Origin of the sequence: Pseudomonas sp. ANT_H4 (assembly GCF_008369295.1) — a bacterium.
GTDB lineage: Bacteria > Pseudomonadota > Gammaproteobacteria > Pseudomonadales > Pseudomonadaceae > Aquipseudomonas.
In genome coordinates this window covers 173,263-194,990 of sequence record NZ_VOBG01000010.1, presented here as the reverse complement: position 1 = coordinate 194,990, position 21,728 = coordinate 173,263, and the positions used below count along the sequence as shown (strand labels likewise).

Annotated in this window: 18 protein-coding genes and 2 pseudogenes; 19 read left to right on the top strand and 1 reads right to left on the bottom strand. The window is 59.7% G+C overall.

From position 1 onward, the window contains the following. Positions 1–233 precede the first annotated feature (233 nt). The 17 genes and pseudogenes from arnC to FQ182_RS15410 all read left to right on the top strand — a co-directional run bounded on the left by arnC (position 234) and on the right by FQ182_RS15410 (position 17,731). Entirely contained in the window at positions 234–1,268 is a 1,035-nt protein-coding gene (arnC, locus tag FQ182_RS15485) for an undecaprenyl-phosphate 4-deoxy-4-formamido-L-arabinose transferase (protein WP_149414942.1), read from the top strand. Further along, entirely contained in the window at positions 1,265–3,256 is a 1,992-nt protein-coding gene (gene arnA / locus FQ182_RS15480) for a bifunctional UDP-4-amino-4-deoxy-L-arabinose formyltransferase/UDP-glucuronic acid oxidase ArnA (protein ID WP_149414941.1), read from the top strand. Before arnC ends, arnA begins: the two co-directional genes overlap by 4 nt. Beyond that, positions 3,256–4,140, top strand: coding sequence for a 4-deoxy-4-formamido-L-arabinose-phosphoundecaprenol deformylase (gene arnD, locus FQ182_RS15475; RefSeq protein ID WP_149414940.1), 885 nt, complete (start codon positions 3,256–3,258; stop codon positions 4,138–4,140). Before arnA ends, arnD begins: the two co-directional genes overlap by 1 nt. Then, positions 4,137–5,792, top strand: coding sequence for a lipid IV(A) 4-amino-4-deoxy-L-arabinosyltransferase (arnT, locus tag FQ182_RS15470; protein WP_149414939.1), 1,656 nt, complete (start codon positions 4,137–4,139; stop codon positions 5,790–5,792). Before arnD ends, arnT begins: the two co-directional genes overlap by 4 nt. Then, positions 5,789–6,133 (top strand): 4-amino-4-deoxy-L-arabinose-phosphoundecaprenol flippase subunit ArnE, encoded by a 345-nt coding sequence (arnE, locus tag FQ182_RS15465; protein WP_133102534.1) that lies wholly within the window; start codon positions 5,789–5,791, stop codon positions 6,131–6,133. The genes arnT and arnE overlap by 4 nt, the downstream gene beginning before the upstream one ends. After that, entirely contained in the window at positions 6,130–6,543 is a 414-nt protein-coding gene (gene arnF, locus FQ182_RS15460) for a 4-amino-4-deoxy-L-arabinose-phosphoundecaprenol flippase subunit ArnF (RefSeq protein ID WP_149414938.1), read from the top strand. The genes arnE and arnF overlap by 4 nt, the downstream gene beginning before the upstream one ends. Then, positions 6,540–7,919 (top strand): UDP-glucose 6-dehydrogenase, encoded by a 1,380-nt coding sequence (locus FQ182_RS15455; protein WP_149414937.1) that lies wholly within the window; start codon positions 6,540–6,542, stop codon positions 7,917–7,919. The genes arnF and FQ182_RS15455 overlap by 4 nt, the downstream gene beginning before the upstream one ends. A 3-nt stretch (positions 7,920–7,922) precedes the next feature. After that, the gene (locus tag FQ182_RS15450; protein WP_256666381.1) at positions 7,923–9,542 is read left to right on the top strand and encodes a glycosyltransferase family 39 protein; all 1,620 of its coding nucleotides are present in this window, start codon (positions 7,923–7,925) and stop codon (positions 9,540–9,542) included. 226 nt (positions 9,543–9,768) lie between these two features. Next, a complete protein-coding gene (locus tag FQ182_RS15445; protein WP_149414936.1) occupies positions 9,769–10,476 on the top strand; it encodes an HPP family protein in 708 nt (235 codons plus the stop codon). Between the two features lie 158 nt (positions 10,477–10,634). Then, a complete protein-coding gene (locus FQ182_RS15440; RefSeq protein WP_149414935.1) occupies positions 10,635–11,741 on the top strand; it encodes an enoyl-CoA hydratase/isomerase family protein in 1,107 nt (368 codons plus the stop codon). A 3-nt stretch (positions 11,742–11,744) separates the two neighbouring features. Beyond that, positions 11,745–12,896, top strand: a complete 1,152-nt coding sequence (locus FQ182_RS15435; protein WP_149414934.1) for an acyl-CoA dehydrogenase family protein — start codon at positions 11,745–11,747, stop codon at positions 12,894–12,896. A gap of 167 nt (positions 12,897–13,063) precedes the next feature. Beyond that, positions 13,064–14,197: pseudogene (locus FQ182_RS30945) on the top strand (cache domain-containing protein); the annotation flags it as partial. Positions 14,198–14,212: 15 nt separating this feature from the next. Next, complete coding sequence (locus tag FQ182_RS30940; protein ID WP_371923884.1) at positions 14,213–15,058, top strand: methyl-accepting chemotaxis protein; 846 nt, start codon at positions 14,213–14,215, stop codon at positions 15,056–15,058. An 89-nt stretch (positions 15,059–15,147) separates the two neighbouring features. Beyond that, entirely contained in the window at positions 15,148–15,597 is a 450-nt protein-coding gene (locus tag FQ182_RS15425) for an SRPBCC family protein (RefSeq protein WP_149414932.1), read from the top strand. Between the two features lie 174 nt (positions 15,598–15,771). After that, the gene (locus FQ182_RS15420; protein WP_149414931.1) at positions 15,772–16,218 is read left to right on the top strand and encodes a DUF411 domain-containing protein; all 447 of its coding nucleotides are present in this window, start codon (positions 15,772–15,774) and stop codon (positions 16,216–16,218) included. A gap of 3 nt (positions 16,219–16,221) precedes the next feature. Continuing rightward, positions 16,222–16,653 carry a YqaA family protein gene (locus tag FQ182_RS15415; protein WP_149414930.1) on the top strand — a complete coding sequence of 144 codons (432 nt, stop codon included), beginning with the start codon at positions 16,222–16,224 and terminating at the stop codon, positions 16,651–16,653. 64 nt (positions 16,654–16,717) lie between these two features. Continuing rightward, positions 16,718–17,731 carry an alpha/beta fold hydrolase gene (locus tag FQ182_RS15410; RefSeq protein ID WP_149414929.1) on the top strand — a complete coding sequence of 338 codons (1,014 nt, stop codon included), beginning with the start codon at positions 16,718–16,720 and terminating at the stop codon, positions 17,729–17,731. Positions 17,732–17,839: 108 nt separating this feature from the next. Here FQ182_RS15410 and FQ182_RS15405 read toward each other — a convergent pair whose 3' ends face one another. Beyond that, complete coding sequence (locus FQ182_RS15405) at positions 17,840–18,643, bottom strand: nitrilase-related carbon-nitrogen hydrolase (RefSeq protein WP_149414928.1); 804 nt, start codon at positions 18,641–18,643, stop codon at positions 17,840–17,842. A 741-nt stretch (positions 18,644–19,384) separates the two neighbouring features. Between FQ182_RS15405 and FQ182_RS30700 the strand changes: the two are divergent. Further along, positions 19,385–19,462, top strand: a pseudogene (locus FQ182_RS30700) (outer membrane lipoprotein carrier protein LolA); the annotation flags it as partial. 699 nt (positions 19,463–20,161) lie between these two features. Beyond that, on the top strand, positions 20,162–21,721 hold the full coding sequence (gene glgA / locus FQ182_RS15385) for a glycogen synthase GlgA (protein WP_149413315.1): 1,560 nt from the start codon (positions 20,162–20,164) through the stop codon (positions 21,719–21,721). The last annotated feature ends 7 nt before the right edge of the window (positions 21,722–21,728 follow it).

Sequence of the window (21,728 nt, the reverse complement as noted above, 5' to 3'; positions counted from 1 at the left end):
CGCTTAATCTTGAGCGCAGGACTTGAGAACAATCTGCGCTTTGCAGACTAACCCGTTGATTATGCTTTACCTTTGAGCACTGTGGTCTTTACTCAAGGTGTCCAGGCACCAGGCAACGCAACTGTCGAATGACCGTAAGCAAACCGCTCTATTTTTATTCGGATCACTGTACTTTCAACCTTTGGCTGTTGTCGTCTTTACGCGCCAAGTTGCTCTAACCGAGGTCATGAATCTTGAAACCCTACCCTATTCATTGCGTGTCGATCGTTATCCCGGTCTACAACGAAGAAGAGAGCTTGCCTGAGTTGCTTCGTCGCACCACGGCAGCGTGCAAGCAGCTGGCTTATGAATACGAAATCATCCTGGTGGACGACGGCAGCCGCGATAACTCGGCCCAGTTGCTGGAAGAGGCAGCCGCCGAAAACGGCAGCCATGTGGTGGCGGTGATCCTCAACCGCAACTATGGCCAACACGCGGCAATCATGGCCGGCTTTGAACAGTGCCGGGGCGACGTAGTCATCACCCTCGACGCCGACCTGCAAAACCCTCCGGAAGAAATCCCGCGTTTAGTCGAACAGGCCGCCCTGGGCTACGACGTGGTTGCCACGGTGCGCAACAACCGCCAGGACTCGGCTTTGCGCCGCTGGCCGTCGCGCTTGATCAACCTTGCCGTGCAGCGCTCCACCGGCGTTGCCATGACTGACTACGGCTGCATGCTTCGCGCTTATCGGCGCACCGTTGTCGACGCGATGCTGGCCTGCCGCGAGCGCAGCACCTTTATCCCGATCCTGGCCAACGGCTTTGCCCGCCACACCACGGAAATCCTCGTGCAGCACGCCGAGCGTGAACACGGTGAATCCAAGTACAGCGCCATGCGCCTGATCAGCCTGATGTTCGACCTGCTGACCTGCATGACCACCACGCCGCTGCGCCTGCTGTCCATCGTTGGCTTCAGCCTGGCCGCCATCGGCATGCTGTTTGCGCTGCTGCTTATCGTGCTGCGCCTGGCCTTTGGCGCCGAGTGGGCGGGCGACGGCATGTTCGTGTTGTTCGCCGTGCTATTTGTATTTACCGGCGGCCAATTCATCGGCATGGGCTTGTTGGGTGAATACCTGGGGCGTATGTACAGCGATGTTCGGGCCCGGCCACGGTTCTTTATTGAAAAGGTGCTGCGCAACGAACCGGCAGCACCGGCTCCGGTCGTTATCGTCGACGGCCTGACTTCTTCCCATACTTCCACTTCACTTTCCGATCAGGTTTTGTCATGAATCCAAAAGCTGTTGTCTTCGCTTACCACGACATTGGCTGTGCAGGCATCGAAGCCCTGCTCACAGCCGGCTACGACATTGCTGCCGTGTTCACCCATGCCGACGACCCCAAGGAAAATAACTTCTACGGCTCCGTCGCCCAGCTCTGCGCCCGCAACGGTATCCCGGTGCATGCGCCGGAAGACGCCAATCACCCTCTGTGGATCGAGCGTGTGGCCAAGCTCAAGCCAGACTTCATCTTCTCCTTTTACTACCGCAACCTGCTGAGCGAAGCGCTGCTGGCTACCGCTGCCAAAGGCGCGTTCAACCTGCATGGTTCTCTGCTGCCCAAGTACCGGGGTCGTGCACCGGCCAATTGGGTGCTGGTCAAGGGTGAAACTGAAACCGGCGTGACCCTGCACCGCATGGTCAAGCGTGCCGATGCCGGCGCGATCCTCGCCCAGCAAAAGGTCAGCATCGAGCGCAGCGACACTGGCCTGACCCTGCACGCCAAACTGCGTGACGCCGCCAGCCACCTGCTGGGTGATGCCTTGGGGCAACTGGCCGAGGGCACGCTGACAGAAACTGCCCAGGATGAAAGCCAGGCCACCTATTTCGGTCGCCGCAGCGCCGCCGATGGCAAGCTGGAATGGAAAAAGCCCGCGCAAGAACTGTTCAATCTGGTTCGTGCAGTGACTCAACCGTATCCGGGCGCCTTCTGCGCTGCGGGCGAGCACAAATTGATTGTCTGGAGCGCCGAGGTCGTCAAAGGCAACGAAGGCCAGGCCCCGGGCCGCGTGATCAGCGTTGACCCGCTGCGCATTGCCTGCGGTGAAGATTCCCTGGTAGTGCGTTTCGGTCAGCGCAACGACAACGGTCTGTACCTAGCCGGTCCAGCGCTTGCCAACGAGCTGGGCCTGGTAGACGGCTCCGTGCTGCGCGGTGCCGAGTCGGGTCGCAAGCCACGTCGTACACGGGTGCTGATCCTCGGCGTTAACGGTTTTATCGGTAACCACCTGTCCGAGCGCCTGCTGCGCGACGACCGCTATGAAGTGTACGGTCTGGACATCGGCTCCGACGCCATCGAGCGCCTGCGTAGCCACCCCAACTTTCATTACGTGGAAGGCGACATCAGCATTCACTCGGAGTGGATCGAGTACCACATCAAGAAGTGCGACGTGGTCCTGCCGCTGGTGGCCATTGCCACGCCAATCGAATACACCCGCAACCCGCTGCGCGTATTTGAACTGGACTTCGAAGAGAACCTGAAGCTGGTCCGCTACTGCGTCAAGTACAACAAGCGCGTGATCTTCCCCTCGACGTCCGAAGTCTATGGCATGTGCCAGGACCAGAACTTCGACGAAGACACCTCCAACCTGGTGGTCGGGCCAATCAACAAGCAGCGCTGGATCTATTCGGTGTCCAAGCAACTGCTGGACCGGGTGATCTGGGCCTATGGCGCTAAGGGCCTGAACTTCACCCTGTTCCGTCCGTTCAACTGGATGGGCCCGCGCCTGGACCGCCTCGATTCGGCGCGCATCGGCAGCTCTCGCGCAATCACCCAACTGATCCTCAACCTGGTGGAAGGCACGCCGATCCGCCTGTTCGACGGCGGCGAGCAGAAACGCTGCTTTACCGACATCGCCGACGGCATCGAGGCCCTGGCGCGGATCATCGACAACGACAATGACGCCTGCAACGGTCAGATCATTAACATCGGCAACCCGGACAACGAAGCCAGCATCCGCCAGTTGGGCGAAGAGCTGTTGCGTCAGTTCGAAGCTCACCCTTTGCGCGGCAACTTCCCGCCGTTTGCCGGTTTCCGTGATGTCGAGAGCAAGGCGTTCTACGGCACCGGTTACCAGGACGTCGCACACCGCAAGCCAAGCATCGCCAACGCCAAGCGCCTGCTGAACTGGGAGCCAAGCGTGGAGATGAGCGAGACCATTGGCAATACCCTGGATTTCTTCCTGCGTGAAGCCATGCTCGAAATCGCGGACAAGCATTGATGCAGGCAGGTCTTCGCATCGACGTCGACACCTATCGAGGCACCCGTGAAGGGGTGCCTCGCTTGTTGGAGCTGCTCGATGAAGCCGGGATCAAGGCGACGTTCTTCTTCAGTGTCGGGCCGGACAATATGGGCCGTCATTTGTGGCGCCTGATCCGCCCGCAGTTCCTGTGGAAAATGCTGCGCTCCAATGCCGCCGGCCTGTACGGCTGGGACATTCTGCTGGCCGGCACTGCCTGGCCGGGCAAGCCCATCGGTCGCGACCTGGGGCACCTGATGCGCCAGGCCAGGGCGGCCGGGCATGAAGTCGGTTTGCACGCCTGGGATCACCATGGCTGGCAGGCTAATGCCGGGCGCTGGAGCGATGAGCAATTGGTGGAGCAGATTCGCCGTGGAGTCGACACCTTGAGTGACATTCTTGGTGAGCGCGTCGACTGCTCGGCCGCCGCCGGTTGGCGTGCCGATGAACGTGTGGTGCAGGCCAAGCAAGGCTTCAACTTTCGCTACAACAGCGATTGCCGTGGTACCAGCCTGTTCCGGCCGACCCTGGCCGATGGCAGTGCTGGCACGCCGCAGATTCCGGTGGGCCTGCCAACCTTTGACGAAGTGGTCGGGCCGGTGATAGCGGCCAAGGATTTTAATGCCTTCATTCTTGACCGCTTCACCGAATCGAAACTCAACGTCTATACGATCCACGCAGAAGTAGAAGGGATTCTGATGGCCAATGATTTTCGCCAGTTGCTTGCCCAGGCAGGGCAGCGCGGCATCGCGTTTCAACCGCTGGGCAGCTTGTTGCCCAGCGATCCCGCCACATTGCCCCAGGAACATCTGGTTCGCGGAGCATTGAGCGGCCGCGAGGGTTGGCTGGGAGTGCAAAAGGCATGATTCGTCGTTGGGCCCTGCCCCTGCTCTTGCTGGTCTTTGGCGTGTGTTATCTGCTGCCGATGGCCACCCATGGCCTGTGGATTCCGGACGAAACCCGCTATGCCCAGATCAGCCAGGAAATGCTCCTGACCGGCAAATGGGCATCGCCGCATTTCATGGGTATCCGCTATTTTGAAAAGCCGGCGGCCGGGTACTGGATGATCGCCCTGGGTCAGGCCATTTTTGGCCAGAACCTGTTTGGCGTGCGCTTTGCCTCGGCGCTGGCCACCGGCTTGAGCGTCCTGCTGGTGTACTGGGTGTCCCGACGCTTGTGGCATGACCCGCGCAAAAGCCTGGTCAGCACCGTGCTGTACATGAGTTTTGTCAGCGTTGCGGCACTGGGTGGCTACGCCAACCTTGATCCGCAATTCACCTTTTGGGTCAACCTGACCGGCGTGGCCTTGTGGCTATGTGTCGACAGCACCAGCCATCGCGGCCGTTTGTGGTCCTGGGCCTTGCTGGGTGTGGCCTGTGCCATGGGTTTCATGACCAAGGGTTTTCTGGCGTGGCTGCTACCGGTGTTGATCGCCCTGCCCTACATGATCTGGCAAAAGCGCTTTCGTGAGCTGCTGGGCTATGGCCTGGTGGCGGTCGCCGTGGCGATTGTCGTCAGCTTGCCGTGGGCGTTGGCGGTACATGCCCAGGAGCCGGACTATTGGCATTTCTTTTTCTGGCATGAGCATATTCAGCGCTTTGCCGGTGAAGATGCCCAGCACGATCAGCCATGGTGGTATTACCTGCCGCTGCTGGTGGCGTTCTGTCTGCCGTGGGTGGCCTTGCTGCCCTCCACCTTGAAACAGGCGTGGCTGGAAAAACGCAACAACAAGACTGCGTTCCTGTTGTTGTGGCTGCTGATGCCCCTGGCGTTTTTCAGCCTGAGCAAGGGCAAGTTGCCGGCTTATATCCTGCCGTGCCTGCTGCCCCTGGCGTTGCTGATGGGCAATACCCTGGCGGACAAGCTGGCCCAGGCCCGTGGCCGGGTATTGCAAGTCAACGGCTGGCTCAACCTGACTCTCGGCCTGCTGGGGTTGCTGGCCCTGGTGTATTTCCAGTTGAAGAAGCCGGTGTACGAGCATAACCAGGAGCTGCTGAGCCTGGTGCTGGTGTTTATCGTGCTGTTCGGCTGGATCATCGCCAACCTGCTGCAAGCGGCGCGTCCGTTGCGGTTGTGGGCTGCGCCGGCGATTGGCAGCTGGCTTCTGGTTGCTCTGGTACCTGCCGCCCTGCCCCATTCGGTGGTTTATAACAAGACGCCGGATCAGTTCATCATCGATCACACCGATGAGTTGGCCCGCACAGCCTCGTTGCTAAGCAACGACCTGGGCGCTGCGTCCGCCCTGTCGTGGCGGCTAAAACGTCCGGAAGTGGCGTTGTACAACACCGTCGGTGAAGTCAAATACGGCATCGCCTATCCAGATACCGCCTACCGCAAAGTGGACGCTGCTCAGGTCCAGCAATGGATGACGGACGCCCGCAAACAAGGTTCGGTGGGCGTGGTCATGCGGGTCAAGGGCGATGATGAAAGGCAGGAAGTGGACTTGCTGCCCAAGGATGGCAAGCGCTACGAGCAAGGCAACATGGTGATCCTGATTTTCCCGCAGGCTGCACCATGACCCTGCTGCTGCTCTTGGCTGCTTGCCTGCTGACCTGCATGGGTCAGGTCTCGCAGAAGTTTGCCGTGGAAGGCTGGCGTGACCAGCCTGACGGTTGGGCCGCAAAACTGCGCTCGCCCTGGCTGTGGTCGGCATTGTTCTGCCTGGGCCTGGGTTTACTGGTATGGCTGCTGGTCTTGCAGCGCCTGGAAGTGGGCATCGCTTACCCAATGCTCAGCCTGAATTTTGTGCTGGTGACCCTGGTGGCGCGTTTTGTCTTCCACGAGCCTGTGGACCGTCGCCATTGGTTGGGTGTCGCCCTGGTGATCGCCGGTGTGGCGCTGCTGGGAGGTGAGGTATGAGCCGGATTCGCGGCTTTGCCCTGGCCCTGGGCAGCGTTGCATTGGTCAGCGGTGCCCAGTTGGGCATGCGCTGGAGCATGACCCGCCTGCCGCTGCCCAGCGAATGGCTGACGGCGTTGAACAGCGGCGCCATCGACCTTGGCGCGCTGGGCGTGGTGATCCTGGCGATTTTCGCCTACGCGCTGTCGATGCTCTGTTGGCTCGGCGCCCTCAAGGGCCTTCCCCTGGGGCGTGCTTATTCGCTGCTGAGCATCAGCTACGCCCTGGTGTACCTGCTGGCTGCCAGCCTGCCGGTATTCAACGAACACTTTTCCCTGTCAAAAACCCTGGGGGTGGCATTGATCATCCTCGGTGTCCTGACGATCAACTCCCGTCGTATCAGCAGTGCAAGCCCCAGGAATGCCCCATGAAAATCAGCGTATTTGGTAGTGGTTACGTCGGTCTGGTACAAGCCACCGTACTGGCCGAGGTCGGTCACGATGTCATCTGCATGGACGTTGATGAAAACAAGGTCCGCCTGTTGCAGCAGGGGCACGTGAGTATTTTCGAGCCAGGGCTTGCCAGCCTGGTCAAGGAAAATCTGGAGAACGGCCGCCTGATCTTCACCTGCGATGAAAAGCTTGCGGTGGAACACGGTGAGGTACTGTTCATTGCCGTGGGCACGCCTTCGGACGAGGACGGTTCGGCGGACTTGAGGTACGTGCTGTCGGTGGGCGATGCGGTGGCCCGTCACCGGCGCGACCCCGTGATCCTGGTGGAAAAATCCACCGTGCCCGTGGGCACCGGCGACACTTTACGCGCCCATATCGAAAAGGCTCTGCACCTGGCCGGGCGCAACTTGGAGTTCGATATCGTCTCCAACCCGGAATTCCTCAAGGAAGGCTCGGCGGTCGCTGACTGCCGCCGCCCGGACCGGATCATCATTGGTTGCGAGCGCGAAGAAGTGCGCGAAGTGATGCGCGACCTGTACGCGCCGTTCAACCGCAACCACGACCGCATCATCTTCATGGACCTGCGCAGTGCCGAGCTGACCAAGTACGCCGCCAACTGCATGCTGGCGACTAAGATCAGTTTTATCAACCAGATCGCCGAGCTGGCCGAACACCTGGGCGCAGATATTGAATCTGTGCGCCTGGGGATTGGTGCCGATTCGCGGATCGGCTACCACTTTATCTACCCCGGTTGCGGCTACGGCGGGTCGTGTTTTCCCAAGGACATGCGGGCCCTGATCCACAGTGCCAAGCAAGCCAATTGCTCCAGCGACCTGCTGGAAGCGGTGGAAGCCATCAACCAGCGGCAGAAGAGCAAATTGTTCGAGCGGATCAAGGCCTTCTACAAAGGCGACTTGCGCGGCAAGACTTTCGCCCTGTGGGGCCTGGCGTTCAAGCCCAACACCGATGACATGCGCGATGCGCCCAGCCGGGTATTGATGGAATCGCTATGGGCGGCGGGCGCCAACGTGCGTGCCTTTGACCCGGAAGCCATGCAGGAAACCCAGCGCCTCTACGGTGATGACCCCCGGCTGATGCTGATGGGCACGCCGGAGTCGACCCTGGGCGGTAGCGATGCGTTGATCATCTGCACCGAGTGGCAGCAGTTCAAGGCGCCTGATTTCGACCTGCTGCAACAGCGCCTCAAGGCTGCGGTGATCTTCGACGGCCGTAACCTGTACGACGCCGAGCGCCTGGCACGCAAGGGCTTCCAGTATTTCCCGATGGGCCGCGGAGAATCGTGCAACCTGCCGATCCCCCAGCAGCAATGGGTTCCCCGGCTGCTGGAAGCGTAAGACGTGGATATAGTTCCAGCACCGCTGCTTGGCGCCACGATCCGCAGACACTCCCTAGGCCTTGGGCTGCTGGCGTTGATGCTGTTCATCGCCGGCAACTGGGACCAGGCGATTATCGGTTTTGACTCGCGCTTTGTGTTGTTCGCCCAGGAGATGCTGCGCCATGGGCCGAGCTTCTTTCCCACAACCTACGGGCAGCCCTATGCGGACTACCTGGCGACGTCGACCCTGTTTACCTGGTTGTTGTCGCTACCGCTGGGGCGCATTACCAGCCTGACGGCGTGGCTGCCGACGGCCATTGCCTCGGCGATTATCGTCACCTTGATCTACCGACTGACAGCGCCCTACTCCCGGCGCTGGGCGCTGCTGAGCATCGCCCTGCTGCTGCTCAGCAGCACCTTTATCAGCGAAACCCGCTCAGTGTCCCTGGACCAGATGCTGGCTGCCGTAGCCCTGACGGTGTTTTACCTGGGCTACGCTCATGATCACTTCGGTGGCGGCAAACGCTGGCATTGGCTGCTGGCGTTGTTGCTCCTGGGCTTTGCCATTCGTGGGCCGATCGGCCTGGTGATTCCCACCGGTGTGTTGTGCAGCTATTACCTGATCAACCGGCAATGGCGTCAGTTGTTCAGCTTCGGTTTGCTCGCGTTGGCGTTGCTGGTGGCCTGTGTTGGCCTGCTGTTGCTATTGGCCAAACTCAGCGGTGGTGAAGCGTTCATGCAGGACGTGATCCGCATGCAGTTCCTCGGCCGCATGGATGGCAGCGAAGGTTCCAGTGGTGTGCTCTATTACTTCACCAGTTCGTTGGGCAACTATGCCCTGGCGTATCCATTGGCGATCCTGGTGCTGATTGCCGTCCTGATCAACGGGCGGCGACCGTCTGATCCGGCGCTGCAGTTGTTGCTGTTTTGCGCGGCTGCCGGGTTGATCGTGATGCTGGGGCTGTCGATCCCGCAGGCGAAGAAGGCCCGTTACATGCTGCCGATGATCCCCATGGCGGCAATCATTGCGGCCTACCCTTTTCGGGGTGTTCAGGGGCGGCTCTTTGCCTGGTTGCGGGGATTGATGCTGGGGGTGTGGGCGCTCATACCGACGCTGTTGATTGGCGCCCTGTTGATGGCCCGTCATCGCTTCCCCGAGCAGTTGAATAGCCTGGGCCTGGTGTTCACCGTGCTGGCCGTGCTGCAGGTGCTGCTTCTGGGCATACTGTTGAAATGGCGCTGGCAGCCAGTAGGCCCGGCCTTTTGTTCGGTGCTGGCGGTGTGGTCGACCTACATCATGGTGGTGGAGCCGCTGGAACGCAGCCTTTATGACACGCGTACCTTTACCCTGGGTGCCCAGGCCCTGATCCAGCAGCATCCGGCGCCGCTGGTGCTGCATGCCCTGGGTAAGGACGGCAAAGCCATCAAGTTCATGGTCAACCTCAATTGTGACCGGGTGCCCTTGTTCACCCAGTTGCCCTCTGAACTCGCCCTCGTTCAGGGGCCGGCCTGGCTGGTGATGAGCCAGGCCGACTTTGAAGGGTCGAGCGACCCGCGCGTGCGCGTGCTGTCACCTGCACTCAGCGGGCAGTTCGACAAAAACCCTTACGTGCTGCTGAACCTGAGCAAGGCTGAGCGCTGACAACCGTCAGCCTGGCCTGCCTGGATGGAGGGGCCACTGGGTTCAAGGTGATTAACTCCAAAATTACTGCACTTAACGTGCATTAATATGCATTGGCGAGGGTTTTGTTTGATCGGCACACTGCATCGGTTCTTCCCCCAAATGTTGGAACTTTCGAAGGGCTTTCCGGGAAACCAGAGAAGCCCTTCTTTTTGTTGCCCGCCTTTTTATTCTGGATCGTCGATTAATGCTTGCTCGCTGGTTCCCCGCTGCCATCAATACCCGCCCCGCCGAATGGAGTCGCGCCGCCATCGGCATGGCCTTGGGCACTCTGTTCAGTGTCTGGCTCTGTGCCCAGGTGTTTGGCATGGACGTCGCCATGCACCTGATTGGCCCCTTGGGCGCGTCTGCCGTGTTGCTGTTTGCCGTTTCATCCGGTGCGCTGGCCCAGCCGTGGTCAATCGTTGGCAGCTACTTGTGTGCCAGTGTGGTGGCATTGCTGGTAGCAAGAGTACTGGGCCGCACGCTGGGCAGCGCGTGCCTGGCCGCTGGCATGGCGCTGATCCTGATGTGCTGGCTGCGCTGCCTGCATCCGCCGTCGGGCGGGCTGGCAATGACACTCGTGTTGGCAGACCCGGCGACCATCGCCCTGGGTTGGCAGGCAATCGGCCCAGTCATGCTCGGTGCTGGCACATTGCTGGTGACGGCCATTGCCTATAACAACCTGACCCGTACCCGTTACCCCAAGGGCGCGGTAGAGGCGCCGGTGATCATGATGGGCAATCGCCTCCAGGAGCCTGATCCCAAGATCACTGCCGTTGACCTGGAGCGGGCCCTGGCCGAAATGGAGCAGTTTTTCGACGTCACGCCCACGGAACTGGAGCAACTGATCCATACCGCTGAAGATCATGCCCGGCGCCGCAGCATTGGCCAGGTATTGGCGGGGCGGGTCTAGGCAGGCCAGGCCGTTTTTTTGATAATAACTACCCTGCATAAATGCAAAGACGACCTGCAGTATTCCGAGTTGTACTTGGCAAATTTGCACTGGTACGATCGGGAAATGGTTCGTCCGCGAACATTTTAATAAAGAACAATAAAAGCAGGGAGTTACAGATGACTGCTCAGGCTCCATCCCAGGCGACGTGCAGCGCCGAGTCCCTCCAGGACGACGTCCTCGCCGAGATACGCAACCACATCGGCCACCTCACCCTCAATCGCCCTGCTGGCCTTAATGCCATCACCCTGGACATGGTCCGCAGCCTCACCCGGCATTTGCAGGGTTGGGCTGACGACCCGCAAGTTCACGCCGTCGTCCTGCGTGGTGCCGGGCAAAAAGCCTTCTGCGCTGGCGGCGACATACGCTCGCTGTACGACAGCTTCAAGAACGGCGACACCCTGCACCAGGATTTTTTCGTCGAAGAGTACGCCCTCGACCTGGCGATTCATCATTACCGCAAACCTGTTCTCGCGCTGATGGACGGCTTTGTCCTGGGCGGCGGCATGGGCCTGGTCCAGGGCGCCGACCTTCGGGTGGTCACTGAACGCAGTCGTCTGGCGATGCCAGAGGTTGCCATCGGTTACTTCCCTGACGTCGGTGGCAGCTATTTCCTGCCGCGTATTCCCGGTGAACTGGGCATCTACCTCGGCGTAACCGGCGTGCAGATCCGCGCTGCCGACGCGTTGTACTGTGGGCTGGCCGACTGGTACCTGGACAGCGCCAGGCTGGCGGAACTTGACCAGCAACTCGATCTCCTGCAATGGCATGACTTCCCGCTCAAGGATCTCCAGGGCCTGCTGACCAAACTGGCAGTGCAGCAGCTTGCCGACGCGCCGCTGGCTAAATTGCGCCCAGCCATCGAACACTTCTTCGCCCTGCCCGACGTGCCCAGCATCGTTGAGCAATTGCAGCAAGTCACCGTCGCTGACAGCCACGAATGGGCGTTGGATACGGTCAAGCTGATGCAGGGCCGCTCGCCACTGGCCATGGCGGTGACCCTGGAAATGCTCCGGCGTGGTCGGCACCTTGCATTGGAAGACTGCTTTGCCCTGGAGTTGCACCTGGACCGTCAGTGGTTTGCCCGTGGCGACCTGATCGAAGGCGTGCGCGCCCTGCTGATCGACAAGGATAAATCCCCGCAATGGAACCCGCCGACTCTGCAGGCGCTGGATGCCGGCCACGTCGAAAGCTTCTTCTGTGACTTCGAGCAGAACAGGAACTAATCCATGCAAGATATTGAATTTACAGAAGAACAAGTCATGATTCGCGACATGGCGCGCGACTTTGCCCGAGGCGAAATCGCGCCCCATGCCCAAGCGTGGGAAAAAGCCGGCTGGATCGACGATGCCCTGGTGACGAAGATGGGCGAACTGGGCCTGCTGGGCATGGTGGTCCCGGAAGAATGGGGCGGCACCTATGTCGACTATGTGGCTTACGCCCTGGCCGTCGAAGAGATTTCCGCCGGTGACGGCGCCACTGGCGCGCTGATGAGCATCCATAATTCAGTGGGTTGCGGCCCCATCCTCAACTACGGCTCACAAGAGCAGAAAGAAACCTGGCTGGCCGACCTTGCCAGCGGCCAGGCCATCGGCTGCTTCTGCCTGACCGAACCCCAGGCCGGCTCCGAAGCCCACAACCTGCGTACCCGTGCCGAGTTGCGGGACGGCCAATGGGTGATCAACGGCGCCAAGCAATTTGTCAGCAACGGCAAACGGGCCAAGCTGGCCATCGTCTTTGCCGTGACAGACCCGGAACTGGGCAAGAAAGGGCTTTCTGCATTCCTCGTTCCCACTGACACGCCAGGTTTTGTGGTGGATCGCACCGAACACAAGATGGGCATCCGCGCTTCGGACACCTGTGCAGTCACCCTCAATCAATGCACCGTGCCCGAAGCTAACCTGTTGGGCGAGCGTGGCAAGGGCCTGGCCATTGCCTTGTCCAACCTGGAAGGCGGCCGCATTGGCATTGCCGCCCAGGCCCTGGGCATTGCCCGCGCCGCGTTCGAGGCGGCGTTGGCTTACGCCCGTGACCGGGTGCAGTTCGACAAGGCAATCATCGAGCACCAGAGCGTGGCCAACCTGCTGGCTGACATGCAGACCCGCCTCAATGCCGCGCGTTTGTTGATCCTGCATGCTGCTCGCCTGCGCAGTGCTGGCAAGCCGTGCCTGTCAGAAGCATCCCAGGCCAAGTTGTTCGCCTCGGAAATGGCGGAAAAGGTCTGTTCCTCGGCGATGCAGATCCATGGTGGCTACGGCTATCTGGAAGATTACCCGGTGGAGCGCTATTACCGGGATGCACGGATAACCCAGATTTATGAAGGGACCAGTGAAATCCAGCGGATGGTGATTGCTAGAGAGCTAAAGAACTATCAGCTGTAAGCTATTGAAATATTGGTCGTTCATCCTGATCGTGGACGACCTTCCCCTCATGCGCTCGAACACTCTTGCACCATCGTACCTAAAGCTCCTTCTTTCCAGGCCGATAGCCCTACGAAGCTCTAAAAAAGCCGCGTTGAATAATAAAACGCTTCGTAAGGACGACCCCCATGCCCCCATTGCGCTCTATCCAAGCCCGCTACACCCTGTTCCTGGTGTTATTCGTCCTGCTGCTATTCGTCTTGACGGTCGTGGGCATAGGACAGTTGGTGGCTCCCAAGCTTCGGCAAACCGAGGAACAGGTCGCCCTCAACCGTATTGCCGAGGTGGCTGAACAGATCCAGGGCGAACTGAACAAGGTCCAGGCCCAGCAGCGCAGCATCACCCAAACTATTCCCCTGCTCGACAGCGATGCCATCGACAAGGTGTTGCCCGGCCTGGTGGACCAGTACGGCGAACTGAAAGTGTTCGGCGGCGGCATCTGGCCCCTGCCCAACCAGCGCACACCGGGGCGCAACAAACACAGCACCTTCTGGCATCGCGATGTGTCGGGCAAGCTGGCGGTCAATACTTTTTGGAACAGCGACGCAGCCCCTAACTATTACGACCAGACCTGGTACAAAGGCGGCATGGCCACACCTCGGGGCCAGTGCGCCTGGGCGGCGGCCTACAAGGATGACGCCAGCCAAGAACCGCGCACCAACTGCGCCATGGTGATCCAGCGCGATGGCGCGCCCTACGGCGTTGCCACCATTGACGTGACCCTGGGCTTTTTCAATGACCTGGTAGCTCGCAAGGAAAAAGACATCGGTGGGCAAATGCTGATCGTCGAAAGTGACGGCAAGATCATCAGCAACAGCTCGCGCATCAGCGGCCAGGTGGTGCTGAAAAACATCAGCGAACTGGCAGGCACCTCGGCGTTTGCCGCCCAGGTCAGCGCCGGCCTGGTCCATCGCGACCAGCCGTTGCAACGCAACGAGTTCGATAATCAGGGCGTAGCCAGCACCTTCTTTATGCGCCCTATTGAAGGCACACCGTGGTTCCTTGCCACCGCCCTGCCCACCTCGCTGATCACCGCCCAGCGCGATGACGTGCTCGGCACCTTGAGCCTGTTGCAGATCCCCATGGTCCTGCTGCTGGTGCTGTTGCAGGTCTATGCGATTCGCCAACTGGTGCAGCGCATGAAGGCCTTGAAAACCAATATCGATGCGCTGTCCGCCGGCGACGCCGACTTGACCCGGCGTATCACCATCCACACCGAGGATGAATTGGGTGCCATTGGTCATTCGGTCAACCGCTTTATCGTCTACCTGCAAAACATGATCGGCGAAGTAACCCTGGCCACCGGCGCCATGTCTTCAAGCCTGGCGCAGTTGCAGCAAACGTCGGCCCAGACCAACCAGATCCTGGTACGCCACGCCTCGGAAACCGACCAGACCGTCACGGCCATCACCGAGATGAGCTCCACCGCCGACACCGTGGCGCAAAACGCCGCTGAAACCGCCGCCTTCACCCAGAGCGCCAACGAACACGCAGACCGTTCGCGAATCGTCGTGGGGGAAGCCTCCAAGAGCGTCAGTGCCTTGATCGGCGAAGTTTCCAGCGCCACCCATACCGTGGAAAACATGCGCCAGGACGCCCAGCGCATCACAGAGACACTTGGGGTGATCGGCGCCATTGCCGGCCAAACCAACCTGCTGGCGCTCAACGCGGCGATTGAAGCCGCCCGTGCCGGCGAGCAGGGACGCGGGTTTGCCGTGGTGGCCGATGAAGTGCGCGCCCTCGCCGCCCGGACTCAAGCCAGCACCTCGCAAATCAACGAAATGCTCGCGCGCCTGACCCTGGGCGTCACTTCCTCGGTCACGGCCATGGAAAATACCCAGGCCAGTTGCCAGTCGGCGGCCGATGCCACCGCTCGGGTCAACAGCGGGCTGGATGAAATGGCCGGCTCCGTCAGCCATATCAACAACCTGAGTACTCAGATCGCCACCGCTGCCGAACAGCAAAGCGCGGTGACCGAAGAGATCAACCGCAGCATGGTGCACATTCGCCATATGGTTGAAGAGTTGGTGCAAAGCGGGCACGCCACTGAAGACAATACCCAGAGTTTGCTGGAGGCTAATGGCCAGGTTATTGCGTTGATGGGCCGCTTCAAAGTGCGTTGACAAAAAGCCCGAACACTCCCGTGCGATGTACGGGAGCGCGACTATTCTGACAGTCCTAGTGCCCACTTTCGCCACACAGGAGGTGTGTCATGAATGCCGTTGAGCAGCCGAACCGCCTTGAGCGGATCAGCCAGGAACGCTATATCCAGGCCCCCATCGAAGCTGTCTACGACTACGTGACCCAACCGGATCGCTGGCATGAGTGGCATCCAACTTCCCTGAGTGCCGACACTGGCACCCACGGTTCGCTGCCCGCCGGCCACCGTTTCACCGAAATGATCGACCTGCTGGGCGTGCGAGTGCCCTTGAGCTACAGGGTGCAAATCGCCGTGCCGCCCCGTGAGTTCAAGACTGTATTCACTTCACCGGCAGTGGATGGCTGCATTCACTACGTTCTGCAGGCGCAAGGCAGCGGCACCCTGTTCAAGCGCGTTCTCAGTTATGAGACTGAGTTGCAACTCACCACCCTGCATGAGCGCATGACAGAACTGTCGAATCAGGCTCTGGAGCAGCTCAAGCAACACCTGGAAAACGCCTGACCTGACAAAACCGTCATCTTCCCCTCAGTTTGCCGACAGCTCTAGGACGCTAGGCTACTGCGTCCTGGAGCTGTCAACCTTCCGTATAATCTCGAAACATAACCAGGCGACCCTTTTCTCAAAAGCGCGGAGAATGCGTTATCTCCGTACATTTCGTTACCTATGGGACCTTCGATGAAAACCACCCTGCGCCTGACCCTGCTGTCGGCCCTGTTCATGACTACCCTGGCCCAGGCTGCCGAGCTGATCCCGATTGATGTGCATCGCGATGCCAATTGCGGTTGCTGCAAAAAATGGATCAGCCACCTGGAAAGCAACGGTTTCAAGGTCAATGACCTTGTCGAAACCGACATGAGCGCAGTCAAGCAGCGCCTGGGTGTTGCGCCGCGCCTGGGGTCCTGCCACACGGCGGTGATCGACGGTAAATTCGTCGAAGGCCATGTGCCCGCAGAGCAGGTTCTGGCCCTGCGCAAGCGCGACGATCTGCTGGGCGTCGCCGCACCGGGCATGCCAATGGGCTCGCCGGGGATGGAAACGGACGGCATGAGCCACCCTTTTCAGGTCATCGGCCTGACCCGCGAAGGCAAAGACGTAGTGATCGCTGACTACCCGGTACACTGATCGATGCTGGCGGGCTACCTGGGACTGTTTTTCGCCGCTTTCGGTGCGGCGACGCTGTTGCCGATGCAATCGGAAGCGGTGCTGGTGGGGCTGCTGCTCAGCGGCCATTACAGCCTGTGGTTACTCCTTGCCATCGCCACCCTTGGTAATGTCCTGGGCTCAGTGGTTAACTGGCTGCTGGGCCGCTCGGTTGACCGTTTCAAGGACCGCCGCTGGTTCCCCGTCAGCTCCGCGAAGCTGGATAAGGCACGCGTTCACTATCAGCGCTGGGGGCATTGGTCGTTGCTGCTCAGTTGGCTGCCGATCATCGGCGATCCACTGACACTGGTGGCTGGGGTGATGCGCGAGCCGTTATGGCGTTTTTTGCTGATCGTGAGCCTGGCCAAAGGTACCCGCTACGGGGTGCTGGCGATGCTGACCCTGCACTGGATCTGACCGGCGTTAATCTACGCTTAATCCCTGCGCGACAGCATCCGGGCATCGTCTTTGGAGCCCGCCCATGTCTATATCTCGCTCGTTTTGCCTTGCCGGCCTGCTGCTCGGCAGCACCCTTCCCGCTTTCGCCGCGAGCGAAGGCCCAGCTTACGGGCCTGAGCTGCAAGGTTTTGAATACCCTTACCCAATCGAACACTTCAGCTTCCAGTCCCAGGGCAAGGCCCTGCAAATGGGCTACATGGACGTACCCGCCAAGGGCAAGGGCAACGGTCGCAGCATCGTACTGATGCATGGTAAGAACTTCTGCGGCGCCACCTGGGACGACTCGATCAAGGCCCTGAGCGACGCTGGTTACCGGGTAATCGCTCCCGATCAAATCGGCTTTTGCACCTCCAGCAAACCGGATCATTACCAATACAGCTTCCAGCAACTGGCAATCAACACTCACCAACTGCTGGAAAAGCTTGGCATCCAGAAAGCCACTTTGCTGGGCCACTCCACCGGTGGCATGCTCGCCACACGCTACGCCCTGCTTTATCCGCAGCAAACCGAGCAACTGGCGCTGGTCAACCCCATTGGCCTGGAAGACTGGAAAGCCCTCGGCGTGCCCTATCGCAGCGTCGACCAATGGTACGAGCGCGAGCTGAAGCTGAGTGCCGAAGGCATCCGCAACTATGAGCGCACCACCTACTACGGCGGGCGCTGGAAGCCGGAGTTCGACCGCTGGGTCGAGATGCTTGCCGGCCTGAACAAAGGCCCCGGCCATACCCAGGTGGCGTGGAACTCGGCGCTGATTTACGACATGATCTTCACCCAGCCCGTGTACTACGAGTTCAAGGACTTGCAGATGCCTACCCTGTTGCTGATCGGCACGTCCGACACCACGGCCATTGGCAGCGATATTGCGCCGCCAGCGGTCAAGGCGAAGATCGGCCACTACGAAGTGTTGGGCAAACAAGTGGCCAAGCTGATTCCCCACGCCACCCTGGTGGAGTTCCCGGGCCTGGGCCATGCACCGCAGATGGAAGAGCCAGCGCAGTTCCACAAGGCGCTGCTGCAAGGGCTCAACTCCCTTTAAATCCAACCTTTTGAGGTTCTGGTGAATGGCATCAGGGCCGTGAGGAGCATGTCACTGGGCTGTAACTGCAGATAGGCTCAGTGAGAGCGAAGCTGCGATTTGCGGCATTTAGGGGAGGTTCCGGCTGGGGGCGAAAGATAAAGCATAGCGACTTGCCTCTTCCATCAAGTCATCACACATAGGATTCGCCTTGAGAACATGCGCAGCTGGGTCGATTGTCGACAAGCCAAGCGACGTCTTTTCTGTGGCGGATGCCCAAACTTCTCCCATAGGCCCGACAATTTGGCTTTCACCTCTGAATGTCGCCTCTTCGCCTGCATACATTTCCACACCGGTACGATTGGCACAGATTAGCGGAGTGGCGTTTTCCATTGCCCGAATGCGCGCAAGCTGGGTTGTCCAGGGTCCACCATAGTTGGCTGGGCAACACAATAACTGCGCACCTTGGCGCACCAGCAGGCGAGCGGCTTCTGGCATCCAGAGGTCAAAACAAGTAAGAACGCCAAAACGGCAGATTCCGTCATCGAAGCACGCTAATGCATCGCCTGGGGTAAAAAGGGGCTTTTCTATGCGTGACAGGTGGCACTTGCGTTGTTTCCCCAGCCAGCGCCCGCGCGATACGACAATCGCCGTGTTGTAGATGTGATCGCCGTCACGCTCAGCGATGCCAGCAATTAGCGTTGCATTCTTGTCTGCCGATAGTTGCAGTAAGAACTGCGCGGTTGGCCCATCGAACGCTGATTCAGCATGAAGAAACAATGCCTCACGCGAGCTGTGAAAATAACCGATGGTGCAAAGCTCGGGCATGACCAGGAGATCAAATTGTGCCGCGTCTACACTGTCGCGAATCTGCTTGAAATTTGCTGCTGGGTCGCCAAATGAAACGGGATACTGCAAAAAAGCAGTCAGCATGAGTTTCCCAACTGTTATGGGGTTTTTCTGGGCCCAGGCTGATCTTCCTTTGGGCGGCGTCAAGTTGAACTATACCCTAGCAGCTCTGCCTCCTTCGTTATCCCGGTTACGCGCTGGCCAGCGATAGCGTGCTGCCCGGTCTGGGCATTGAGTGGGTAGCCGACAGGTTCAGGCTGCCCCGAAAGTTAGGCCCAAGAGGATGTTCCTGGCGCCGGAGCATCAGCGCACCATTATCGAGCGTTTTGACATTCGGCGCGCCAGCCGCGACCAATAACGGCACATGAACCGAATCCGCTGGCGCCTGAATGTGGCACGCGGGTTGTGGTGGTATGCCTGCCATGGGTATCTATGCATCTTTGCCGGCAGGGTTTTCAGGCTGGACTGGGCTTGGGTACATATCCGTTATTTTAGTCAGGGCGGCTTAGGGTTACGCCCTTACGGCGTGTCACTTTCGAAAAGCCGGAATGCCGGCCCAGACGAAAGTAACCAAAGCGCTCTTGCCCCACCACTTGGTGCCTCGCTGTGGCTCGGCATGCCTTCACTCCGGCATTGCTCCGTGGGCCGCCGCGATGGGCCATCCTTGGCCCAACACGGCTAAACCGGCGTCCTGCCGGTTTACCCACGGATCAATACCTGCGTTCAGCCATCGTGGTTTAACAGGGCGCCTTAGATCAAGATCAAAAGCACGGCGGCCTGGTAGCCGACCTGAGTGGTGAAAATGTAGGAGCGAGCTTGCTCGCGATGGTCGTTAACGATGACGCTGGCATCCTGAATCACCGCGGTGCCCTCAGGTTCTTCGCGAGCAAGCTCGCTCCTACAGAAAAGCGGACTGGTTTTTGCTCTGCTCTTGATCTGGCTCTTGATCTGCCTGCCCATAAAACCAGAGGCCGAACGCAGATATTGCGCAGTGGGTAAACCGGCAAGGATGCCGGTTTAGCCGCGCTGGGCCAGGGATGGCCCAGCGCGGCGACCCACGGAGCAATGCCGGAGTGAAGGCACGCCGAGCCACAGCGAGGTGCCAATAGGTAGGGCAGGAGCGCTTTGCTTACTTTCGTCTGGGCCGGCATTCCGGCTTTTCGAAAGTGAGTCGCTGTAAGAGCGAAACCACCAGCAGCCGTTACCGCAACAACGGATATGTACTCAATAGCCCCCCTAGAACCCAGCCATCAGCAACCTCAAGAAATGTGTAGATACCTATTAAAAATTTTGTCCTACAAAAATACCCACACAGCCCACAGGCTCTGGGATCTGGCCTAGACTCATGACCGATGGGTCGCAACCAAAAGAAAAGCCCCCGCAAAAAATCGAAACTTTCTAACTCTGCCGTAGGTCAGGTTTAAGGTAAGGCGAGCGCTGAAGGTTCACGCCGAACGCCCGTCCATCCACTCTATTTACGACTCCAGCGCAACTGGCATAAGGCTTGCCAGTCTGTGTAGCGCTTGTGCGCCTGGCCGCAGGATGCGGTCAATCATCGCCGATGGCTCAAAGCTATCAGCCGACCAACCATGGGAGAGAACTATGATCAGTGCCGATTTAGATACTCAGGGAGAGCGTTTTAGTCAGCCAATTGGCGGGCCTACCTCATTGGTGGACCTTCCCAACACGGTACGGCCGGTCTCGTCTCAAAACCCCAATCGCAAGAAAGTGCTGTTTGTCACCTCGGAGCTCGCCGATCTGGTGAAAACCGGTGGCCTGGGCGACGTCTCCGCCGCCCTGCCCAGGGCCATGGCCCACCTGCACGATGTACGCGTGTTGATTCCCGGCTACCCGCAGGTGCTGGAGAGCGACAACCCCATTCATATCATCGGCGAGCTGGGCGGCCATGCTGCGCTACCGCCTTGCAAGATCGGGCGCATGGACCTCAAGGACGGCCTGGTCATCTATGTGCTGATCTGCCCCGAACTCTATGAGCGTGAAGGCACGCCCTACGGCGCCAACAATGGTCGCGACTGGCCAGACAACCATATCCGCTTCGCCCGCCTGGGCCTGGCCGCCGCCGATATTGCCGCCAACCTGGCGCAAATCCACTGGTGCCCTGACCTGGTGCACGCCCATGACTGGCCAGCAGGCCTGGCTCCGGCTTATATGCACTGGCGTGGTTCACGCACACCCACGCTGTTCACCATCCATAACCTCGCCTACCAGGGGGTGGTCAGCCTGGCCTCGTGCCCGGAGCTGGGGATTCCCGAGCATGCCTTGCAACAGGAGGGGATGGAGTTCTACGGCAAACTGTCGTTTTTAAAAGCTGGCATGGCCTATTCCAGCCACATCACCACGGTCAGCGCCACGTACGCCCAGGAAATCACCACCCCGGAGTTCGGCTGCGGTCTAGATGGCTTCCTTGCAAGCAAGACCCAGCAAGGCCTGCTCAGCGGCATTCCCAATGGCATCGATGAAAGCTGGGAATCGTCCACCGACCCGCACCTGACCCACCCGTTCAATATCGGTGATTGGGAAGGCAAGGCCGTAAACGCGGCCCATGTACGTAACCTGTTCGGCTTGCACGACTCCACCGGCCCGCTGTTTGCCGTAGTTTCTCGGTTGGTCTACCAGAAAGGCCTGGACCTGACCGAAGCAGTGGCCAGTTTTATCGTCGAATCCGGTGGACAGATTGCAATCATCGGTCGCGGCGAACCCGAGGAAGAACAGGCCATGCGTGCCCTCGCCCTGCGCTTTCCCGGTCAGATCGGCGTACGTATCGGCTTCAACGAAACCGACGCGCGACGCATGTTTGCCGGCAGCGACTTTCTGCTGATGCCCTCGCGCTATGAACCCTGCGGCCTGAGCCAGATGTACGCCCAGCGTTTCGGCTCGTTGCCCGTGGCTCGCAACACCGGCGGCCTGGCGGACACCATCGAGGATGGCGTCACTGGTTTCCTGTTCAACGAATCCACTGTGCCAAGCTACGAAGCTGCCTTGAGCCGTGCGTTCAAGGTCTTTGCCTACCCCGGCCTGCTCAACGCCATGCGTTGCCGGGCCATGGCCGCGCCGTTCAACTGGTGCCAGTCAGTGGAGCCCTACGCCGAACTTTACGAACAACTGGTGGCGAAAACCCTGGGAATATCGGGGAAACAGTAAAGAGGTC